15 protein-coding genes and 1 pseudogene are annotated in these 18,137 nt (G+C 71.0%); 9 read left to right on the plus strand and 7 right to left on the minus strand.

Going from position 1 to position 18,137, the window contains the following annotated elements; all coding sequences use genetic code 11:
• Window positions 1–84: 84 nt before the first annotated feature.
• Window positions 85–521 (plus strand): annotated as a pseudogene (locus tag ACF1B9_RS19700) (ABC transporter permease); the annotation flags it as partial.
• Between the two features lie 9 nt (window positions 522–530).
• Here ACF1B9_RS19700 and ACF1B9_RS19705 read toward each other — a convergent pair.
• From ACF1B9_RS19705 to ACF1B9_RS19715, 3 genes are all read right to left on the minus strand, one after another.
• Window positions 531–998 carry an ABA4-like family protein gene (locus ACF1B9_RS19705; protein WP_391740283.1) on the minus strand — a complete coding sequence of 156 codons (468 nt, stop codon included), beginning with the start codon at window positions 996–998 and terminating at the stop codon, window positions 531–533.
• 448 nt (window positions 999–1,446) lie between these two features.
• Window positions 1,447–2,289 (minus strand): siderophore-interacting protein, encoded by an 843-nt coding sequence (locus ACF1B9_RS19710; RefSeq protein WP_391740282.1) that lies wholly within the window; start codon window positions 2,287–2,289, stop codon window positions 1,447–1,449.
• A gap of 46 nt (window positions 2,290–2,335) precedes the next feature.
• Complete coding sequence (locus ACF1B9_RS19715) at window positions 2,336–3,244, minus strand: 5'-3' exonuclease H3TH domain-containing protein (RefSeq protein ID WP_391740444.1); 909 nt, start codon at window positions 3,242–3,244, stop codon at window positions 2,336–2,338.
• A 285-nt stretch (window positions 3,245–3,529) separates the two neighbouring features.
• On the opposite strand from ACF1B9_RS19715, the gene ACF1B9_RS19720 reads away from it, so the two are divergent.
• From ACF1B9_RS19720 to ACF1B9_RS19735, 4 genes are all read left to right on the plus strand, one after another.
• A complete protein-coding gene (locus tag ACF1B9_RS19720; protein WP_391740281.1) occupies window positions 3,530–4,654 on the plus strand; it encodes a glycine betaine/L-proline ABC transporter ATP-binding protein in 1,125 nt (374 codons plus the stop codon).
• Window positions 4,647–7,280, plus strand: a complete 2,634-nt coding sequence (locus ACF1B9_RS19725) for an ABC transporter permease/substrate binding protein (protein ID WP_391740280.1) — start codon at window positions 4,647–4,649, stop codon at window positions 7,278–7,280. Before ACF1B9_RS19720 ends, ACF1B9_RS19725 begins: the two co-directional genes overlap by 8 nt.
• 149 nt (window positions 7,281–7,429) lie before the next feature.
• Window positions 7,430–7,975: an XRE family transcriptional regulator gene (locus tag ACF1B9_RS19730; RefSeq protein WP_351079264.1), complete on the plus strand. Its 546-nt coding sequence runs from the start codon at window positions 7,430–7,432 to the stop codon at window positions 7,973–7,975.
• 16 nt (window positions 7,976–7,991) lie between these two features.
• The gene (locus tag ACF1B9_RS19735) at window positions 7,992–8,699 is read left to right on the plus strand and encodes a helical backbone metal receptor (RefSeq protein ID WP_391740279.1); all 708 of its coding nucleotides are present in this window, start codon (window positions 7,992–7,994) and stop codon (window positions 8,697–8,699) included.
• Here ACF1B9_RS19735 and ACF1B9_RS19740 read toward each other — a convergent pair.
• A complete protein-coding gene (locus ACF1B9_RS19740) occupies window positions 8,638–9,789 on the minus strand; it encodes a TDT family transporter (protein WP_391740278.1) in 1,152 nt (383 codons plus the stop codon). The genes ACF1B9_RS19735 and ACF1B9_RS19740 overlap by 62 nt on opposite strands.
• 70 nt (window positions 9,790–9,859) lie before the next feature.
• On the opposite strand from ACF1B9_RS19740, the gene ACF1B9_RS19745 reads away from it, so the two are divergent.
• Window positions 9,860–10,783: a LysR family transcriptional regulator gene (locus ACF1B9_RS19745; protein WP_391740277.1), complete on the plus strand. Its 924-nt coding sequence runs from the start codon at window positions 9,860–9,862 to the stop codon at window positions 10,781–10,783.
• 33 nt (window positions 10,784–10,816) lie between these two features.
• On the opposite strand, the gene ACF1B9_RS19750 is transcribed toward ACF1B9_RS19745, so the two are convergent.
• Together ACF1B9_RS19750 and ACF1B9_RS19755 are read right to left on the minus strand one after the other, a co-directional pair.
• Window positions 10,817–11,569 (minus strand): gamma-glutamyl-gamma-aminobutyrate hydrolase family protein, encoded by a 753-nt coding sequence (locus tag ACF1B9_RS19750; RefSeq protein WP_391740276.1) that lies wholly within the window; start codon window positions 11,567–11,569, stop codon window positions 10,817–10,819.
• Between the two features lie 133 nt (window positions 11,570–11,702).
• Window positions 11,703–12,398 (minus strand): FadR/GntR family transcriptional regulator, encoded by a 696-nt coding sequence (locus ACF1B9_RS19755; protein WP_391740443.1) that lies wholly within the window; start codon window positions 12,396–12,398, stop codon window positions 11,703–11,705.
• Window positions 12,399–12,507: 109 nt separating this feature from the next.
• Here ACF1B9_RS19755 and ACF1B9_RS19760 point away from each other — a divergent pair, with 109 nt between their 5' ends.
• Genes ACF1B9_RS19760 through ACF1B9_RS19770 form a run of 3 tightly spaced genes read left to right on the plus strand, consistent with a single transcriptional unit; the run spans window position 12,508 to window position 16,061 of the window.
• Complete coding sequence (locus tag ACF1B9_RS19760; protein ID WP_391740275.1) at window positions 12,508–13,875, plus strand: glutamine synthetase family protein; 1,368 nt, start codon at window positions 12,508–12,510, stop codon at window positions 13,873–13,875.
• Window positions 13,876–13,883: 8 nt separating this feature from the next.
• Complete coding sequence (locus ACF1B9_RS19765; protein WP_391740274.1) at window positions 13,884–15,263, plus strand: aldehyde dehydrogenase family protein; 1,380 nt, start codon at window positions 13,884–13,886, stop codon at window positions 15,261–15,263.
• A 6-nt stretch (window positions 15,264–15,269) separates the two neighbouring features.
• Entirely contained in the window at window positions 15,270–16,061 is a 792-nt protein-coding gene (locus ACF1B9_RS19770; RefSeq protein ID WP_391740273.1) for a 3-oxoacyl-ACP reductase, read from the plus strand.
• Window positions 16,062–16,324: 263 nt separating this feature from the next.
• Here the strand turns inward: ACF1B9_RS19770 and ACF1B9_RS19775 are convergent, their stop codons facing one another.
• A complete protein-coding gene (locus ACF1B9_RS19775) occupies window positions 16,325–17,527 on the minus strand; it encodes an amino acid deaminase/aldolase (protein WP_391740272.1) in 1,203 nt (400 codons plus the stop codon).
• Window positions 17,528–18,137 lie beyond the last annotated feature (610 nt).

The raw sequence follows: 18,137 nt of genomic DNA on the forward strand, positions 1-18,137 counted from the left end.
CTTCCACGCCACTTTCATTTCGCGATACATCGTGGTTGACCCGTCCCGGTGACGAGGGGCTGACCATCGTCCTCACGACGCACTGGCATCAGCACCGCCGCGCAGTCCGTCGTCATCGTGCTGCTCGGCCGGGCCGCCGGGGCCACCTATCCGGGTGGCGCGGCGGGCTGCTGGTCCTGGTCGTGGCGTCGATCCTGCTCGGTACGGTTTTCGGCGCGCTCTCCAACGCCCTGGGCATGCTGGTCCGCGAGCGTGAGTCGATCATCGGCGTCAACACCTTTCTGCTGTTGCCGCTGACGTTCCTCTCCTCCTTCATGGCCCCGAGCCAGATGCCGTCCTGGATGCGGCACATCGCCGACTTCAATCCGGTCAACCGGGCCATGGTCGCGGGCCGTTCGGCGCTGACCGCCGAGCCCGAATGGGGTGTGGTGCTCAGCCGTGGGGGAGCCCTGCTGCTACTCGTCGTGGTGGCGGTCCGGCTGTCGACCCGCACCTTCCGCTCGTACCAGAAGTCCGTCTGACGGATACCGCTACGGCGACGCGCGGCGGACCCGGTCCGGGATTCCCTTCCCGGGCCGGGCCCTCGGCCCCGGCACCGCCCGTAGCGCGAGGAAGACCAGCAGCGCGAACGGCGACAGCAGAATCGTCAGTACCAGCAACGGCCCCATCACCAGGGGAGAGATTCCCAGCCGGCGGCCCTCCAGGAACATCCACTGGCCCAGCAGCAGATCCCAGGCGATGACCTGCGCCCAGACCGCCCCCGCGCCGTTGGCCAGGGCCGTCAGATCGCGGAAGGTGTCGATGTCGGGGCTGCGCACCGCGTCCCAGAGTTCAGGGAAGACCGGCAGAGCCATGACGAGATGGACCGTCAGCACCGGCAGAAGGGTGAGCGGGGAGGCGGCGAGGCGTGCGGTGGGGCGCCAGTTCGGCGCGAGGATCATGAGCAGCCAGAACGGGGCTGCCAGCAGGAACGAGATCTCGAAGAGCGCGCCGGTCATGCCGCAGGCTCCCGCTCGGCGGAACCGGAGTCCGCATCGGTACGGGCCGTTCAGGGCGGTCCAGGACCCGGAGCAGCCGGTGCACAAGGTGCTGGGCGTCGCGCGAAGCGCCTCGCCCCGCTGCAGGGGGACGAGCCGGGGCCCGAACTGGACGACGCCCGCGAAGAGGTGGCGGAGCTGGTGGAGCGGCGCGGCTGGCGGGCCGAGGCGCACGGCCCGGCAGGTGAGTGCCTGGCCGGGTGATCGTCGCGCTGCGGCGGGCCGGGCACGGCGGGTTCGTCGAACTGCTCGACGACTACGCGGCCGCCGCCGAGGCGGTCGCGCGGGCCGACCTCGACTATGTGGGGCGCCGGGTGGCGCGCGAAGACCGCCCCGGGACGGGACAGCGCGCCCCCGAGAAACACCTGTGCCCCGGCCTGTGGCCGGGGCACACGGGCGTGCGTGTCGGTCAGGCCGCGTTCTCCTGCTCGCGCTCCACCTGCGCGTTCCACTCGCGCTTGACCGAGCGCCAGGCGTCGTCGTTCTGGCCGAGCCGCCAGTAGCCGGAGATCGACAGCTGGGGGAGCGGGATCCGGCGGTCCAGGCGCAGATGGCGGCGGATCTCCTTCACGAAGCCCGCCTCGCCGTGGACGAACGCCTGGACGTCGCCGACCGGGAACTCCAGCCCCTTCACCGCGGCTGTCAGCGTCTCGCCGACCGGGCGCTCCCCGCGGTGCAGCCAGGTCACCTCGACCCCGTCGGGCGTCACGATCTTCTGCTCCTCCGTCGCGTCCGACACCTCGATGAACGCGTGCACCACCGCACCCGCCGGCATCTGCTCCAGGGCCGCGGCGATGGCCGGCAGAGCACTCTCGTCACCCACCAGGAGGTGCCAGTCCGCCGACGCGTCCGGACCGTAGCCCCCGCCGGGGCCCAGGAAGGTCACCTGATCGCCCGGAGCCGCCCGCATCGCCCAGGGCCCGGCGAGACCCTCGTCGCCGTGGACCACGAAGTCGATGGCCAGCTCCCGGGCGACCGGATCCCAGGAGCGCACCGTGTAGGTGCGGGTGGTCGGCCACAGCTCGCGCGGCTGCTCCTCGCGGATGCGGGCCACGTCGAACGGGTGCGCGTAGTCCGCGCCCTCGGGGGCGAAACAGAGCTTGACGTAATGGTCGGTGAACCCGGAGAGCCCGAAACCGGCGAGCCCGTCGCCGCCGAGCACGACACGCACCATGTGCGGGGTGATCCGCTCGGTCCGCAGAACGCGGGCTCCCTGCGCCTTGGGTGCCTGCCGCGCCGGTCGTTCTGCCACGAGGTTCTCCCTGCTCCGATTGCTTAGGCTTACCTAAGCTAGCACCTCATTCGCGCAGTGTGGAGCGCAGGCGCTGCAGCGCACCGCCCAGTCCCCACCGCTTCGCGAGGGCTTCGAGGGCGTCGGGATCGCGCGGCTCGGCGGGCAGCGCGGGATCGAACTCCGGCAGGGGCACGTCACCGGCGACGCGGATCACCCTCGGCGCGACGGCCACATAGTCACGGGCCTCGTCGAGCCGCTTGCGCTGCGAGGGCGTCAGCTTGGCGGCCGGGTCGTCGACCGCCGCCATGATCCCGTCCAGATCGCCGAAGGCGTCCAGCAGCTTCGCCGCCGTCTTCTCGCCGATGCCGGGGACGCCCGGGAGTCCGTCGCTCGGATCGCCGCGCAGCAGGGCCAGATCGGCGTAGCCGGAACCGTCCACCCCGTACTTCTCCCGCAGCCAGGCCTCGTCGGTCAGCTGGAGCGAGCCGACCCCCTTCAGCGGGTAGAGGACCCGCACCCCGCGGGCGTCGTCGACCAGCTGATAGAGGTCACGGTCGCCGGTGACGATGTCCACGGGGCCGGCGGCCAGGCCGGTGAGCGTGCCGATCACGTCGTCCGCCTCGTAGCCGGCGACGCCGACGCGGGCGATGCCGAGCGCGTCGAGCACGGCCTCGATGACCGGCACCTGCGGGGCCAGGGTGTCGGGGGTCTCCTCCTCGTCGGGCAGCCCCTCGGCCGTCTCCACCGCCACCCGGTGAGCCTTGTAGGAGGGGATCAGCTCCACCCGCCAGTGCGGCCGCCAGTCGGCATCCATGCAGGCGACCAGCTCGTCCGGCCGGTGGTCCTGCACCAGGCGCCCGATGAAGTCGAGCAGCCCGCGCACGGCGTTGACCGGCGTTCCGTCCGGAGCGCGTACCGAATCGGGAACCCCGAAGTAGGCGCGGTAGTAGAGGGAGGCGGTGTCGAGGAGCATCAGGCGTCGCGTCACACACCGATGATGCCGCACCCCACTGACAGCGGCCGTCCCGCACACCGGTGGGCTTCGAGGTCAAGAGGGGCGCGGTCCCATGGGGGCCATTTGTGTGTGACTCGGGTCACTCTTGTGTTTGGCTCGTGTAAGTGGGGGCAGGCGCGCAATCGGAGCGGATCACGTAGCAATTTCAACTGATGCACGTGCCATGCGGGCCGAATCCGTGCCGCTCCACGGTCTGCCGGAGGGGGTGGCGGACCGTTTTTCGGTTCAACGCGCGAGGTGTATGTGTCAAGGCTGCAAGCTGAGCACTTGTACAAAGTGTTCGGCAGACGACCCGATCAAGCCGTGCAGAAGCTCGAAAGCGGCGCCGACCGCGATGAGCTGCGCGCCGACGGAACGACCGCAGCGGTGATCGACGCCTCGTTCACCGTCGACCCGGGACAGATTTTCGTCGTGATGGGTCTGTCCGGGTCCGGGAAGTCCACGTTGCTGCGCATGCTCAACGGACTTCTGGATCCCACAGCCGGACGCGTGTTGTTCGACGGCCAGGACCTGACCGCCCTGAGCCCCGCCGAACTGCGCCACGTCCGGTCCTCCAAGATCAGCATGGTGTTCCAGCACTTCGCGCTCTTCCCCCACCGGAGCGTGCTGGAGAACGCCGCGTACGGACTCGAAGTGCAGGGCGTGCCGCGCGCCGAGCGCGAGAAGCGCGCCACCGAGGCGCTGGAGCTGACCGGTCTCGCCGGCTGGGAGAAGTCCTGGCCCGACGAGCTGTCCGGCGGTATGCAGCAGCGCGTCGGCCTGGCCCGCGCCCTGGCCACCGACGCCGACCTGCTGCTGATGGACGAGTCCTTCAGCGCGCTCGATCCGCTGATCCGCCGTGACATGCAGGACCAGCTGCTCGAACTCCAGAAGCGCCTGAAGAAGACCATCGTCTTCATCACCCACGACCTCAACGAGGCCATGCGCCTCGGGGACCGTATCGCCGTGATGCGCGACGGGAGGATCGTCCAGCTCGGCACCGCCGAGGACATCCTCGTCACCCCGGCCAACGACTACGTCGCCTCCTTCACCCAGGACGTCGACCGCACCCGGGTGCTGACCGCGGGCGCCATCATGGCGGAGCCGCACACCGTCATGGGCACCGGCACGGACGACGGCGAGGAGATGCGGACCGCCGACGACGTCCTCAGGGCGGCCCCTGCCACCGTCACCGAGTCCACGCCGATCATCGAGCTCTTCACGCCCTGCTCGCGGAGCGGAGTCGCGGTCGCCGTGACCGATGCCGAGGGCAAGCTCGTCGGCGTCGTACCGCGGGCCCGGCTGCTCGCCGTCCTCGGCGAGCCGATGACCCCCACCGAGGTCCCCGAGGACGTCACGACCACCGCGAAGAAGGTGGCCAGTGTTTAGGCTCCACCTGGGTGACTGGGTCGACTCCGCGGTCAACTGGCTGCAGACCCACCTGTCCTGGCTGTTCGACGCGATCAGCGCCGTCGTCAGCGGCATGTTCGACGGCATAGCCGCCGTCCTCTCCGCCCCCGCACCGCTGCTCTTCGCGGGCATCGTCGCCGTCATCGCCTGGTGGCTGCGCGGTCTGCTCGCGGGCGTGCTCGCTTTCGTCGGCTTCGCCGTCATCGACTCCGTCGAGCTGTGGGACGAAGCGATGGACACCCTCACGCTGGTCCTCGTCGCCACCATCATCGCGCTGGTGCTGGCCGTGCCGGTGGGCATCTGGGCGTCCCGCTCCAAGACCGTCAGCGCGGTGATCCGGCCGGTCCTGGACTTCATGCAGACCATGCCCGCCATGGTCTATCTGATCCCCGGCGTCATCTTCTTCGGCGTGGGCGTGGTGCCCGGCATCATCGCCACGATCATCTTCTCGCTGCCTCCGGGCGTCCGGATGACCGAGCTCGGCATCCGCCAGGTCGACGCCGAACTCGTCGAGGCGGCCGAGGCGTTCGGCACCACCCGGCGCAACACCCTGCTGCGGGTGCAGCTGCCGCTGGCCCTGCCCACGCTCATGGCGGGCATCAACCAGGTCATCATGCTGGGCCTGTCCATGGTGGTCATCGCCGGCATGGTCGGCGGCGGCGGCCTCGGCGGCGCCGTCTATCGTGCCATCGGCAATGTCGATGTCGGCCTCGGCTTCGAGGCGGGCATCTCCATCGTCATCGTGGCGATGTACCTGGACCGGATGACCAGCGCGCTCGGCCGTGAGGTCTCCCCGCTCGCCCGGCGTGCGCTCGCCAGGGCGCAGACGATGGCCGGCGGGCTGAAGATCTGGAACCACCGCCCGCAGCCCGTCGTCGCGGTCGTCGGCATCGTCGTCCTCGCACTCGTCGCGGGCGGCATGGGCCTCTTCGGCTCCTCCCGCTCGGACAAGGCCACCGCCGCCGGCGCCTCGGACATCGGCGCGGGCAAGAAGATCAGCATGGGTTACATCCCGTGGGACGAGGGCATCGCCTCCACCTTCCTGTGGAAGGAGATGCTGGAGCGGCGCGGCTTCCAGGTCGACGTCAAGCAGTACGAGGCCGGTGCGCTCTACACCGGTATGGCCAACGGCCAGATCGACTTCGAGACCGACTCGTGGCTCCCGGTCACCCACGCCAGCTACTGGAAGAAGTACAAGGACCGCCTGGAGGACATGGGCTCCTGGTACGGCCCCACCTCGCTGGAGCTGGCGGTCCCCTCGTACCTGAAGGACGTCCGGTCGCTGGACGACCTCAAGGGCAAGTCCTCGCAGTTCAAGGGCCGGATCGTGGGCATCGAGCCGAGCGCCGGCGAGATGGGCCTGCTCAAGGACAAGATCCTGCCGGGTTACGGCCTGGACAAGGAGTACAAGGTCGTCGACGGCTCCACGCCGTCGATGCTGGCCGAACTGAAGCGCGCCTACGCCAAGAAGGAACCGATCGTCGTTCCGCTCTGGTCGCCGCACTGGGCGTACAACCAGTTCGAACTGACGAAGCTCAAGGACCCCAAGAACCTCTGGGGCAAGGGCGACGGCATCCACACCCTGGCCCGCAAGGGCTTCTCGTCCGACAACCCCGAGGTCGGCACCTGGCTCAAGAACTTCAAGATGAGCGAGGACCAGCTCACCAGCCTGGAGGCGGAGATCCAGAAGGCCGGCTCCGGCAAGGAGCAGGAGGCCGTCCGCACCTGGCTGAAGGCCAACCCGGGCGTCGCCGACAAGTGGACCCCCGTCGCCGAGGCCGGTGCGGCCAAGAGCGCGAGCGGCAAGGACGAGCGCGACCGTGCCGTCGAGATGGCCTGGTTCCCCTGGGAGGAGGACATCGCCGCCACGTACCTGTGGAAGGCGGTCCTGGAGGAGCGGGGCTACAAGATCAACCTCAAGCAGTTCGAGGTCGGTCCGATGTACACCGCGATGTCCCGCGGCCAGATCGATGTGCAGTTCGACGGCTGGCTCCCGTACACCCAGAAGAACTACTGGGAGAAGTACGGCTCCCGGCTGACCGACATCGGGTCCTGGTACGGCCCGACATCGATCGAGGTCGCGGTACCCGACTACGTCAAGGACGTCACGTCCCTCGCCGACCTCAAGGGCAAGTCCTCGCAGTTCAAGGGCCGGATCATCGGCATCGAGCCGGGCACCGCCACGATGGAGAACCTCAAGAAGAACGTCCTGCCGACCTACGGCCTGGACAAGGAGTACAAGGTCGTCGACTCCTCGACGCCCGGCATGCTCGCCGAGCTGAAGCGCGCGTACGCCAAGAAGGAGCCCATCGCGGTGCTGCTCTGGACGCCGCACTGGGCGTACAACGAGTTCGGCATGACCAAGCTGAAGGACCCGGAGAAGGCCTTCGGCAACGGGGACCGGCTGCACACCATCGCCAGCAAGGACTTCCCGAAGCAGTACCCGCAGCTGACGAAGTGGTTCAAGAACTTCAAGCTGAGCGAGGACCAGCTCGCCGGCCTGGAGAACGAGATCCAGAAGCGCGGCACGGGCCATGAGGAGGAAGCCGTGAAGGCCTGGATGGAGAAGAACCCCGGCATCACGGACAAGATGGCTCCGCAGTAGGGCCCGGAGCACCGGAAAGGGGTGGGCGCCGCCGTCGGCGGGCCCACCCCTTCGGGCTGTCCGGACGCTCGTGAACCGGCCGACCTTGCGCAACCGTATGCGTAATGTGCCCGCAGCCGGAAGGATGACGAGTCGGGAGGGAGCCGGACATGGACGACAAGGAAGCGCTCCGCGTGGGCGCCGCGGTCCGCCGACGACGCAGATCCCTGGGGCTCACCCTGGCCGCGGTCGCCGGCCGCAGTGGCCTGTCCGTGCCGTTTCTCAGCCAGATCGAGAACGAGCGGGCCAGGCCCAGCGCCCGGTCCCTGGACCGGGTCGCCGAAGCCCTGGAGACCACCACGGCACGGCTGCGCGCCGCCGCGGACTCGGCGCGCGCCGTCGACGTCGTACGGGCGGGCGAGGGGGACGGGGTACGCAGGGTGGTGCGCGGGCGCCACCAGCTCAGCGCCCTGGAGTTCACCGGCGAACTCGACCTCGGGCGCGAGTTCCAGCACCGCAACGACGAGCTGATGTATGTGGTGCGGGGTGCGGCGGAGGTGGAGGCAGAGGGGCAGGCGCACCGGCTGGAGGAGGGTGACACGCTGTTCCTGTCCGGCGGGGTACGGCACCGCTGGCGGGCCACGATGCCTGGTACGCGGCTGCTGGTCGTCGCGGTCGCCGAGCACATCGACGCCACTTTCGAGCCACGTCGCTGAGGGAGGAGCAGCCGCCGTGCGAGTCGTCTCCCTGGTCCCCTCGCTCACCGAGGCCGTCGCCGTCACCGCCCCCGGCCTGCTGGTCGGCGTCACCGACTGGTGCACCCACCCGCCGGGCCTGACCGCCGCCCGGATCGGCGGCACCAAGAACCCCGACGTGGCCGCCGTCGTAGCGCTCCGGCCCGATCTCGTCGTCGCCAACGAGGAGGAGAACCGCGCGACCGATCTCGCGGCGCTCGGGGACGCCGGGATCGAGGTGCTCGTCACCGAGGTCCGCACCCTCGACCAGGCCTTCGAGGAACTGGAAAGGGTCCTGGTCACCGCCTGCGGACAGGCCAGGCCGCGCTGGCTGGACGAGGCCGAGGCCGCCTGGGCCGCGCTCCCGACGCCCCACGCCCCGCGCCGTGCGGTCGTGCCCGTCTGGCGCAGGCCCTGGATGGTGCTGGGCCGTGAGACCTTCGCCGGGGACCTGCTGGCCAGGCTCGGTGTCGAGAACGTCTACGCGGACCACGCAGAGCGTTATCCCCGCATTCCGCTCGACGCGCTCAACACGGCGGGTGCCGATCTGGTCGTCCTGCCCGACGAGCCGTACCGCTTCACCGCGGACGACGGCCCCGAGGCGTTTCCCGCACTGCCCGCCGTACTCGTCGACGGGCGATTCCTCACGTGGTACGGGCCGTCGCTGGTGCAGGCGCCTTCGGCGCTGCGAGCAGCGCTCCGCTGAACAGCCCGCGCAGCGTCCGGAGCCCGGCCACCGCCCATGCCGTCACCAGCAGCACATACAGCGCGACGGCCAGCCAGGTGCACGCCGTCAGCCCGGTGTGCCGGGCCAGACCCGTGGCGCCCGTGACACACGTACCGACCGGGAAGGTGAAGCCCCACCACGTCATGCTGAAGGTCATGCCGTTCCGTGCGGCCCGCACCACCAGTGCGACGGCCAGCGCCAGCCACAGCAGCGCGAAACCCATCACCGGTACCCCGTACAGCACGGCGAACACCTCGAGGCCCGAGGCGTAGGGCGCCCCGATCGCCCCCGGTGCCACATCGGCGAGCTGGTTGACCGCGGTCGTCGACTGACCCAGCGGACCGAGGACCAGGAACAGTGTGGGCGTCAGCGCGAGCGGCAGCGGGCCCTGGTGGACGAGGCGGGCGAAGACGAGCGGCAGCATCACCAGCGTGGCCAGCAGGCTCAGCCCGAACATCGCGTAGCAGGCCAGCAGCATCGCCTCCCGCCACTGACCGGCGGGCAGCTCCGGAACCAGCAGCGGGCCGAGTGCCGCGGAGACCATCGGGGCGACCACCGGCAGCAGCCACACCGGCGACGCGGTGCCGGGCTCGACCCGGTGACGCACGACCATCAGATACGGAATCGCGACCGCGGAGGCCAGCCCGACGATCGTGCCCGCCGTGTACAGCACGGCATCGAGGGCCAGGGCCGCCGGATGCCCGATGACGTCCCGGCCGACCACCATCGTCGAGCCGCCGACCGCCAGCAGCGCCATCGCGAGACAGCCGTAGAACGGTGCGACGGCCGGGTCGAGCAGATGGGTGCGGGCCTGGTCGCGATGGGCGAGCCAGTGGCCGGTGCGGGCCGTGAGCACGGCGAGGAGCATCACGGTCGCGAGCGCCCACACCACCGTGCAGACACCCCGGAGGCCCGGGACGTGCACGGGCAGGGTGGCACCCGCGCTCGCGACGATGGCGGTGCCCATGACGGTCGCGTACCAGTTGGGGCCGATGTGCCGCAGGTGCGGGAGCCGTGGAGCGGGCGCATATGTGACTGGGGACTGCTGAGTCTGCGGAAAGATGGCCATGCCACGATTTTCGGCGCGCGGGTCCGGCCTCACCAGGGACCCCGTCTCTATGAGGTCATAAGCTGGCTTTATGTCCGGTGAACAACACATTCCGCTCGCGCACCGGGTTCCTGACCTCGGCGCGCTGGAGTTGCTCCTCGCCGTCGCCCGGCACGGCAGTCTGGGGCGCGCGGCACGGGACGTGGGCGTCACCCAGCCCGCGGCCAGCAGCCGCATCCGGTCGATGGAGCGGCAGCTCGGCCTGGCCTTGCTGGACCGTTCACCACGCGGGTCCCGGCTCACCGACGCGGGCGCGCTGGTCACCGACTGGGCGCGCAGGATCGTCGAGGCGGCCGAGGCGTTCGACGCCGGAGCGCAGGCGCTGCGCGACCGGCGGGACTCCCGGTTGCGGGTCGCCGCCTCGATGACCATCGCCGAATACCTGCTGCCGGGCTGGCTGATAGCGCTGCGCGCCGAACGGCCGGACACCGCGGTCTCGCTGCTCGCCGGAAATTCGGCGGCGGTCGCGGGGCGGCTTCTCGTCGGTGAGGCCGACCTCGGTTTCGTGGAGGGCCTCACCGTGCCGGAAGGGCTCGACGGCACGGTCATCGCCCACGACCGTCTCGTCGTCGCGGTGGCCCCGTCGCACGCGTGGGCCCGCCGCCGCACCGCCCTGACCCCGCAGGAACTGGCCGCGACCCCGCTGATCCTGCGCGAGTACGGCTCCGGCACCCGCCAGGTCCTGGACGCCGCCCTGGCCGTGCACGGCGGCCTCGCCCAGCCCCTGCTCGAACTCTCCTCGACCACCGCGGTGAAGGGGGCGGCGCAGAGCGGCGCGGGACCGTGCGTGCTGAGCGAACTGGCGCTGGGCGAGGAGCTGTCCGCCAGACGGCTGGTCAAGATCCCGGTCGCCGGAGTACGGCTCCGCCGTCAGCTCCGTGCCGTATGGCCTTCGGGCCACCGCCCGACCGGCCCGGCCCGGGATCTGCTGTCGCTCACGGGCCGCGACCTGTAGCGGTCCGGGCGACGGGCCGACGGCGGCGCGCTCTCAGGCCCCCGCCGACCGCGGTGGCGTGAGGTCCGCGAACGGTGTACGGGCCCGGACCGGCCGGGTCGTGGAGGCCGTCACCAGTGCCTGCGTCAGCCGTGGGTCGTCGCCCATCTCCGGATGCCACTGCACCCCGAGCACCCACTGCGCTCCCGGCAGCTCGACCGCCTCGACCGTGCCGTCCGTCGCGTGCGCGGACGCCACCAGCCCCGGTGCCAGCCGCTCCACGCACTGGTGGTGGTAGGTGGGGACGTCGGTCTCCTCGGGCACGATCGACGCGTAGAGGGTGTCCGGTACGGGGGTCACGGGGTGGGTGCCGAGGACTCCGGTCGCGCCCAAGGGGCCGGCGTGCCCGTCGAGGTGCTGGACCAGGGTGCCGCCGAGCGCCACGTTGAGCAGTTGCATACCGCGGCAGATGCCCAGCACCGGTGTGCCGGACTCCAGTGCGGCCCTGATCAGGGCCAGCTCCCAGGCGTCGCGCTCCCGCGCCGGCGGACCGGTCCGGAAGTCGCGCTCCGCGCCGTACCGTTCCGGTTCCACATCGGCACCGCCCGCGATCACGAGACCGTCCAGCCGGGCCACCGCGGCCGCCGCCCGGCCGGGGGCGTCCGGGGGGAGCAGCGCGACGAGGCCGCCGGACCGTTGGACCATGCGTGGATAGGCGGCCGGGAGGAGGGCGGCGGGCAGCTCCCAGACACCCCAGCGCGCCACGGGCTCCAGATAGGTGGAGACGCCGATGAGAGGTTCGGACACGGGGCGGTCCCTCCGGTCGGCCGCCTGTGCGGGCGGACTCGGTTCCATGATGTCAATGGTGGCAGAGGATACCTTTACGATTCCGAGGGTCGGTACAGCAGTGGCAGCGGTGCATCCGGCGGCCTGCCGCGGCTCAGGCCAGGAATCCGCGCAGCAACGCGGCCGTGCCCGCACAGTGCTCACGCATCACCGCACGTGCCGCCTCCGCGTCCCCGTCGAGAACCGCCTCGACCAGACTCGCGTGCTGATGCTGCGAATGCTCCAGGTTCCGTACCAGCAGCGGTATGCAGTCGAGCAGGTCGTTGAGCGTGGCCCGGACGGCCGCGTACTGCGCGGTCAGCGTTGCGGAGCCGGAGAGTTCGGCCAGGGTGAGGTGGAACAGGGTGTCGATCCTGCGGTACTCGGGCAGAGGTGCTTCGTGAGTCGCCGTCAGAGCCGCACGCAGCCGGTCCGCGTCCTCGTCCGTCAATCCCTGTGCGGCGCACAGCCCGGCGGCCCCGGCTTCCAGCACCTCGCGGAAGCGCAGCACGTCCTCGATGTCGACGGACTCCACCTTCCGGCGCAGCTCGTCCTCGCCCGGGCTGCCGGTGCGGGGCAGCACGAACGTCCCGCCGTACCGCCCCCGCCTGCTCTCCACCAGGCCCTGGTCCTGCAGGACCTTCAGCACCTCGCGCAGCGTGACCCGGCTGATCCCCATCAGCTCGGCCAGCTCGCGCTCGGCCGGCAGCCGCCCGCCGCCGGGCACCAGGCCGAGCCTGACCACCTGGAGGATCTGCTCCAGCGCCTCCTCGAAGCCGTTCCCCGCCCGTACGGGCCGCAGTACGGGCATCGGGCGGTCGGTGAACTCGCTTTCCTCGGCCACGTCCCGTTTTCCCTTCACAATTAATGGTTCTCTCACATACCTTAAGCGTTCCGGCTGACCGAAGGAGGAGTATCCCGTGGCAGACCGAACCCCACCGCTCGGGATCGAGGAGCTGCGCGCCCTCGTCGCAAGCGGTGAGATCGACACCGTCGTCCTCGCCTTCCCCGACATGCAGGGACGGCTGCAGGGCAAACGGTTCGCCGCCCGCTTCTTCCTCGACGAGGTCGTGGAGCACGGCACCGAGGGATGCAACTACCTGCTCGCCGTCGACACGGACATGAACACCGTCGACGGATTCGCGATGTCCTCCTGGGACCGCGGCTACGGCGACTTCGCCATGCACGCCGACCTCTCCACCCTGCGCCCTGCGCCCTGGAACGAGGGCACGGCCATGGTCATGGCCGACCTCACCCAGGAGGACGGCTCCCCCGTCGCCGCCGCGCCCCGGCGGATCCTGGGCCGTCAACTGGAACGGCTGGCGGAGCTCGGCTACACGGCCCATGTCGGCACCGAACTCGAATTCATCGTCTTCAAGGACACCTACGAGCAGGCCTGGGACCGCAACTACCGTGACCTGACCCCGGCCAACCAGTACAACATCGACTACTCCGTCCTCGGCACCGGCCGTGTCGAGCCGCTGCTGCGCCGCATCCGCAACGACATGACCGCCGCGGGGCTCACCGTCGAGTCCGCCAAGGGCGAGTGCAACCCCGGCCAGCACGAGATCGTGTTCCGTTACGACGAGGCCCTGGTCACCTGCGACCAGCACGCCGTCTACAAGACCGGCGCCAAGGAGATCGCCGCCCAGGAGGGCGTCGCGCTCACCTTCATGGCCAAGTTCAACGAGCGCGAGGGCAACTCCTGCCACATCCACCTCTCGCTCCAGCCGGTCGACGAGGCCGGGCGCAACGCCATGGCGGACGAAGACGGCGGCATGTCCCCGGTGATGCGGCACTTCCTCGCCGGACAACTGGCCGCCCTGCGTGACTTCTCCCTCCTTTACGCGCCCAACATCAACTCCTACAAACGCTTCCAGCCGGGCTCCTTCGCCCCGACCGCCGTCGCCTGGGGGCACGACAACCGCACCTGTGCGCTGCGCGTCGTCGGCCACGGCCGCTCGACGCGCTTCGAGAACCGGCTGCCCGGCGGTGACGTCAACCCGTACCTCGCCGTCGCCGGCATGGTCGCGGCGGGCATCCACGGCATCGAGAAGGGACTCGAACTCCCCGAGCCGTGCGGGAGCAACGCCTACACCGCCGCATACGACCACGTTCCCACCACGCTGCGCGAGGCCGCCGAACTCTGGGAGAGGAGCGAGATCGCCACGGCGGCCTTCGGCGACGACGTCGTCGCGCACTACCGCAACATGGCCCGCGTCGAACTCGAAGCCTTCGACGCCGCAGTGACCGACTGGGAGCTCCGCCGCTCCTTCGAACGCCTGTGAGGCACTGAGTGACCACACCCGACCACCCGGTGGAACACCACGTACTCAACCCGGCGACGGAAGAACTCCTCGCCACCGTCGCGTCCACCACCGTCGCCGAGGTCGACACGGCGGTCGTCCGGGCCGCGGCCGCCCAGCGCACCTGGGCCGCCCTCACCCCCGCCGACCGCGCCCGGCTGCTGCGCCGCTTCGCCCTGGCCGTCGACGGCGAAGCCGAGCAACTGGCCCGACTGGAGGTCCAGGAGGCGGGCCACACGCTCGGCAACGCCCGCTGGGAAGCGGCCAACGTCCGTGATCTGCTCGACTACGCGGCCGGGGGAGTGGAACGGCTCACCGGCCGGCAGATCCCGGTGCCCGGCGGACTCGACATCACGCTCCTCGAACCCCTCGGTGTCATCGGCGTCATCGCACCGTGGAACTTCCCGCTGCCGATCGCCGCCTGGGGTGTCGCCCCCGCCCTCGCCGCAGGCAACGCCGTACTCCTCAAACCCGCCGAGACCACCCCGCTCACCGCCCTGCGACTGGCCGGGATCGCCCTGGACGCAGGGCTTCCGGAACACCTGCTCCAGGTGCTGCCGGGCGCGGGCGACGTGACGGGCGATGCCATGGTCGAGCATCCCGGCATCGCCAAGATCGTCTTCACCGGCTCCACCCGGGTCGGCAGGCACATCATGGCCAAGTGCGCCGCCCGGGTGAAGCGGCTCACCCTCGAACTCGGCGGCAAGAGCCCCAACATCGTCTTCGCCGACGCCGACATCGAGGCCGCCGCGGCCGCCGCACCCATGGCGTTCCTGGACAACGCGGGGCAGGACTGCTGCGCCCGCACCCGCATCCTGGTCCAGCGATCCGCGTACGACCGCTTCCTGGAACTCCTCGCCCCCGCGATCGAATCGGTCGTCGTGGGCGACCCGTTCGACGAGAACACCCAGATGGGCCCCCTGATCTCCCGGGCGCAGCTGGAACGGGTCCGCAGCTACGTCCCCGAGGACGCGACCGCCCTCAGCGGCAAGGCACCCGAAGGCCCCGGGTTCTGGTTCCCGCCGACCGTCTTCACCGACGCCCGCCCGGACTCACCCGTCGCCACCGAAGAGGTCTTCGGACCGGTCGCCGTCGTCCTGCCCTTCGACGACGAGGCCGACGCCGTCCGGCTCGCCAACGCCACGGAGTACGGCCTGGCCGGCTCTGTCTGGACCCGTGACGTGGGCCGCGCGCTGCGCGTCTCGCAGGCGGTCCGGGCCGGAAACCTCTCCGTCAACTCCCACTCCAGTGTCCGCTACTGGACCCCGTTCGGCGGCTACGGGCAATCCGGACTCGGTCGCGAACTCGGCCCAGACGCGCTCGCCGCATTCACCGAGACCAAGAACGTCTTCTTCAGTACGGAGGCCTGAGCCCGCATGACCACCACCGACAGCGAGAACATCTGCCGCCGCCTGGTCGGCCGCACCGCCGTCATCACCGGAGCCGCCAGTGGCATCGGCCTCGCCACCGCACGCCGCCTGGCGGCGGAGGGCGCGAACGTCGTCTGCGGGGACATCGACGAGAACGCGGGCAAGGCCGCGGCCGAGGAGGTCGGCGGCACCTTCGTACGCGTGGACGTCACCGACCCGGAACAGGTCGAGGCGCTCTTCAGGACCGCCTTCGACACCTACGGTTCCGTCGACATCGCCTTCAACAACGCGGGCATCTCCCCGCCCGACGACGACTCCATCCTCACCACCGGCCTGGAGGCGTGGAAGCGCGTCCAGGACGTCAATCTGACCTCCGTCTACCTCTGCTGCAAGGCCGCCCTGCCCTACATGCGCCGCCAGGGCCGCGGCTCGATCATCAACACCGCGTCCTTCGTCGCGATCATGGGAGCCGCCACCAGCCAGATCTCGTACACCGCGTCCAAGGGCGGCGTCCTCGCCATGTCCCGCGAACTCGGCGTGCAGTTCGCCCGCGAGGGCATCCGGGTCAACGCGCTGTGCCCGGGACCGGTCAACACCCCGCTGCTCCAGGAACTGTTCGCCAAGGATCCGGAACGCGCGGCCCGCAGGCTGGTGCACATCCCGGTCGGCCGCTTCGCCGAGGCAACGGAGATCGCGGCGGCGGTCGCCTTCCTCGCGAGCGACGACTCCTCGTTCGTCAACGCCACCGACTTCCTCGTCGACGGGGGCATCTCCGGCGCGTACGTCACACCCCTCTAGCCACTGTTGTGGCCGGAAAGGTTCCGGCAAACCTTTCCGGCCACAGCACCAGACCCTTCCGCGCGAAGCGGCCGAAGCAGGCCGACAGGGGCTCGAACGGCCCCTGTCGGCGGCGGAAACCCGGCGTGGGGGGATGAGCGACGCGACACCGCCCGGGTATCGCCGGCCGCGACGCCGGGCACCGGTCCGGCCGATCGACGACGGCCGGACGAGCGGCGGCGTCGGAGTTCCGTGGCGCCCTGGCCCCGGCCGGGGACCCCGGCTCAGAGAAACGTACGGCCCTCGCCCCGGTACGTCGGCACGGCCGCCGTCACACGGTCGCCCTCGATCAGCTGCAACTCGTCGAAACGCTCGCACAGTTCACCGGCCTTCGCATGCCGGAACCACACCTTGTCACCGATCAGCAGATCGTCGGCCGGGGCACCGAGCAGCGGGGTCTGCACCTCGCCCGGCCCCTCCTGCCCGTCGTAGCACAGCCCCTCCGGCAGATACGGGACCGGCAGCCGGTCCGCGCCCGCGGGCCCGGACGCCGGGTAGCCGCCCCCGAGGACCGTCACCATACCCACACCCGGCCGGCGCACCACCGGCTGGGCGAACAGCGCCGCCGGACGCGCCGTGAACGACGTGTAGTTGTCGAACAGCCGCGGTACGTAGAGCCCGGAGCCGGCCGCGATCTCGGTCACCGCGCGCTCCGCCGCCGTGTGCTGGACGCTGCCGGTGCCACCGCCGTTCACGAACTCCAGGTCCGGTGCCACCGCCCGCACCGCCCGCACCACCTCGGCCCGCCGGACAGCCAGCTCCCTGCGGCCCGTGGCCTGCATCAGCCGGATCGCCCGGGAGCGCAGCGGCCGGCCCGCGACCGAGTCGCCGACCCCGGCGATGTGCCCCTCGTACGCCATCAGACCCACCAGCCGGAAACCGGGCCTGCGCGCCACCGAGCGTGCCAGCTCGGCCAGTTGGGCGGGGGAGCGCAGCGGTGAGCGCAGGGCGCCGATCCTGACCCGGCCGCCGAGCAGCCGCAACGAGGTGTCCAGCTCCAGGCAGACCCGGATCTCCTCGCGGCCACCGGCCCGCGCCGCGTCGATCAGCTCCAGCTGCGCGTGGTCGTCGACCATCACCGTCACGGCGGCGGCCAGCTTCGGGTCGGCGGCGAGCTCCGCGAAGGCGGCCCGGTCGGCCGACGGATAGGCCAGCAGCACGTCCTCGAAACCGGCCCGCGCCAGCCACAGCGACTCGGCCAGCGTGAACGACATGATCCCCGCGAAGCCGGGCCGCGCGAGCACCCGCTCCAGCAGGGCCCGGCAGCGCACCGACTTGCTCGCCACCCGGATCGGCTTCCCGGCGGCCCGGCGCACGAGATCGTCGGCGTTGGCGTCGAACGCGTCCAGATCGACGATGGCGATCGGGGCGTCCAGATGGGCGGTGGCCCGGTCGTAGCGGGTCCGGTCAGCGGCGCGCGCAGTCATGGCCGCAGCTTGCCAGACGTCCGTACCGCTGGGTAGGGGGATGATCTGCGCAGATCGTCCAGGGGCGCGGCGTCCCGCTCCCGCAGGGGCCGTTGCACCCCGTAGAGTGACGGGCACGCGGCAACCAACGGGCCTGCCTGTGACGTCGATCCGCGCACGGTACGGAACAGGACCAGGGGGGCGGATGAGTACCGAGGCGCAACGTGCTCCTGTCCCGCCCCGCCCCACGACCCCGCCGCCACCGATGGCCGCACACCCGGCGCGGCGTCCTGCCGACACCTCGGCCGCCGCCTCGCCCCTTCCGCCGCGTCCCGGGACCCCGCCGCCCGGAGAGCCGACGCCGAACCCCGGTCCGGCGGTGCCCGTGGTCCCGGCCGCCCCGGCGCCGCACTCCGCGCCTCGGCCACCGCAGCCGGAGCAGCAGCCGGATCAGCCGGCGCCGCCTCAGGAGCCGCGACCGGTGGTGACACCTCAGGCGCCGCCCGCTGCCGGAGCGCCGCCCGTGGAGACGACGACCCGGCTGCGGCCCGTTCCCCCGGTCCCCTCATCCGCCGTTCCCTCCGCCGCCCCGCCCCACCCCGGGCAGCCGCCCGCCCCGACCCGCCGGCGG

The organism is Streptomyces sp. NPDC014727 (genome assembly GCF_043083485.1).
In the GTDB taxonomy this organism is placed as follows: domain Bacteria; phylum Actinomycetota; class Actinomycetes; order Streptomycetales; family Streptomycetaceae; genus Streptomyces.